Origin of the sequence: Microcoleus sp. K5-D4, assembly GCF_036704575.1 — a bacterium.
In the GTDB taxonomy this organism is placed as follows: domain Bacteria; phylum Cyanobacteriota; class Cyanobacteriia; order Cyanobacteriales; family Microcoleaceae; genus Microcoleus.
Genome location: NZ_JAUBSD010000180.1, coordinates 1 through 2,834 on the forward strand (window position 1 = coordinate 1; position 2,834 = coordinate 2,834).

General features: G+C 43.9%; 1 protein-coding gene. It reads right to left on the minus strand.

Going from position 1 to position 2,834, the window contains the following annotated elements:
* Positions 1-66 precede the first annotated feature (66 nt).
* Positions 67-2,628, minus strand: coding sequence for a hypothetical protein (locus QUA77_RS28815; protein ID WP_333454032.1), 2,562 nt, complete (start codon positions 2,626-2,628; stop codon positions 67-69).
* Between the last annotated feature and the right edge of the window lie 206 nt (positions 2,629-2,834).

Below are 2,834 nucleotides of genomic sequence, written 5' to 3' on the forward strand. Positions count from 1 at the left end.
TTCTTGTTTTATTGACCCTACATTAGATTCTTCTGAGTCCTTGTGTCAAGCCTAATTGAGATGCTCTTACCCTGCAAGCACACCTACACCATGTCTAGTGAAAGAAAAAGAGGTTTCAGTTGGTTCTAATCTATTTGCTGGTGTAATCTCTCGTCCTGCTAAAACTCTCAAAAACCAGGCTGAACGCTCTGGAATAATCTTGAGCGCAAACACTATACAGGCAAAAGCATTTGATGAAAAATCACCTAAATAATATTGTTTTTTATGGACAGGGAAAGGTAACGCTCCTTGTTGTCTTAGCTCGGTTATCTGGTTTAGGTCTTCCCAACTGTCTACTCGCGCTTCTGGTTCAGGATGGGGTGGATCAGGATCGGGCAGCAATATTCTTTGCAGCAAGTTAAGGACAAACTCTGCAACCTCAACCCGGAAAGAAAATTTTTCTGCAAATATTCCCCACTTCAGCCAAGCCTCAGCCACTCTGAAAACTAAACAAGATTCCTCGATTACAGTCTCTGGATTTTGAGATAAGAGCCATCGCCACACAGGTTCCCACAAATGCGCTTTTGGAATTCCCGTTATCTGCTCCTGTATGACCAGCCTTGTGCCCGCAGACCTAGATTCAGAGATTCCTGCAAGGGCTGGATTTGGAAAAGTTGCGATCGCTAGAAGACGAGAGATGAGATGCTTGATGAAAAAAGGAAGGTGTTCGCCGGAACAGCCTTGGAGAACTGAACTTGGCTGTCTGCTCAAGATCGCGCCATCGAGAAGTAAGTCAATAAGCTGTAAATGATTACCTTCCTTTGCCTCTTGCAGTAATTCCTGCCATGTTTCAGTCTCTTCTGATTTCATCGCAAGATACAAAGCAAACCAGCGCACAGGCTGAGACCAAAGAGGATTTCTCAGCTTCGTTGCAAGCTTACTGACATCTAGTTCGCGACGTTTCCCCAGAAGGTAGCGAAACCTTGCACAATCTCCTACAAAACGGTGTGTGACAGCTACTTTTTCATCTGCAACTCGAAGACAGTCTCGTCGCACCAAGGTCTCTAAAATTTTGGAATTAATTTTAGAGTCATAGAGAGACAGATCGGGAGTAAAATTATTGGCTAATGAAATGGCTGTCCTAATTAGCTCAGAACCTTCTTCACTGACTTCGCGTCCATTTCCTACATGAGAGCGCCAGAACCAAGCAAGCAGGTCTAGGTCATTTTTGAATGCTGAAGTATTGATACCATCCTGCTGAACGCTACTAATCAGCCAGTCAAGAAGCTTAAGGTTCAAGGCAGGCCCAAACTCATCAGCGCGTTGAACAAGACTAGCAACGTCGGCTGGTAAAGTATGAGATGACTGAAGATCGTTAATAGGTAGTTGTGGTAACTTAACAACATCAATAGAAAGTTCTGCGCCAAGTCGAGCATCAATTTTGTCACGAACTCGGCGTTCAGCATCTAGATGCGCCACGAGAACGAAACGCACATCCGTTGATGTCTCGCTAGCCAAAGCATTTTGAAGAAGGTTAAGTACACAATCAAAGCTTTGATCATTGACATCACTCAGGTCATCTATGATGATGATGGGCTTCTCAATTACCTGAGCTGTTAAGAGTTCATCAATACGTCTTGTACGGCTAGATGTGGAGTCTGGGGTTTCTGTGAAGGAAATAATGTCAGACGGATGGAGAAACAAGCGCGTATAATCTGGAAAGTTTTTTTGCATAGCCAGCTTGCAAAGTGCTGATTTTCCAGATGCCGATGGCCCGATGAGAAGGGTTATCCGCTTCGTGAGTACAGATGCTTGTAGCTGTGAGAGTAAATCTGTCCTAGGTAGAGACAGACTGCCACCGAGTGTATGTCGAACAACACAAAGTCGATAGCGCGATCGGCTTAATAATCTTGCCTGTGTTGCTCGGAACGCTTCCAAGCTTTTATCATTTATGAGTTCCCGCCATATAAGAGCGCTTATACGCTCAGGAGATAAGCCTGAACCAAGTTGAAGAAGATAGCCTAACCATCGTCCTATAGTTGTTTCTGTATCCTCATCCCGTGAAAGATTTTCTAACTCAGTCGTTAAGTCTACTCTTGGGTCAGAAACAAGCTCATAACTGACACGAGCTTTAAATTGAGCAAGTTTTTTAGAGTCTTTTTCTTTTGATTTAGTCCCCCACCCCTGAATAACGTCATTGGTATTTCTATCGTTTTTAATTTCCTCGTTATTTCCAGAGATTATGAACCGTAAATGTTCTACCAACTCTGGTGTACGTTCAGAAGCAAGATTAAAAATTTTCCAAAGTTCTTCAAGCGCTTTACTAACTGCACTGTCTGAAAGAGTCTGTTTGACTTGTGTCAGAGTAACAAATGTACCTGATTCAGTAATGTCTGAAATGGCTTCGGCGAGAATTTTATGCGCTGTATTCGGGTCTTGGCGCTCGGCTTCAGAAGCTTCTTTCCATTGACGAACTATTTTCAGCAGTGTCAACAGGAATTGGTAATCAAATCCGCTCAAAGCCAGTAAACCACCCTCTGCTTGCTTAGGATAAAATTCCTGCCAAGCACTCCTTAACTCATCTAACTGAGAGAGGAGGCTGAGTTCGGAGGCTGTTACATTCGGGCTTGTTGTTTCGCTATTGACCATGCCTAATCCTAACTTTTCCTATAAAAGTTTGTTGCCCCTTTGGACTTAAAGGGCGGTTATCGCCGCCCCGTAGAAAAAATCCCCAACCTAAATCCTATGTATCTGCGTAGGGTCAGCCTGAAGTCGAAATGCTGGGGGGGTGACAAAGAGGTCTACGAGATAGACTGTATAAGGGTTGCGGCCCGCATACCTTGTTGATAAAAGCT

Excerpts from the sequence above, each read along its gene's own strand:
- QUA77_RS28815 (WP_333454032.1), bottom strand. The coding sequence starts at position 2,628 with ATGGTCAATAGCGAAACAACAAGCCCGAATGTAACAGCCTCCGAACTC.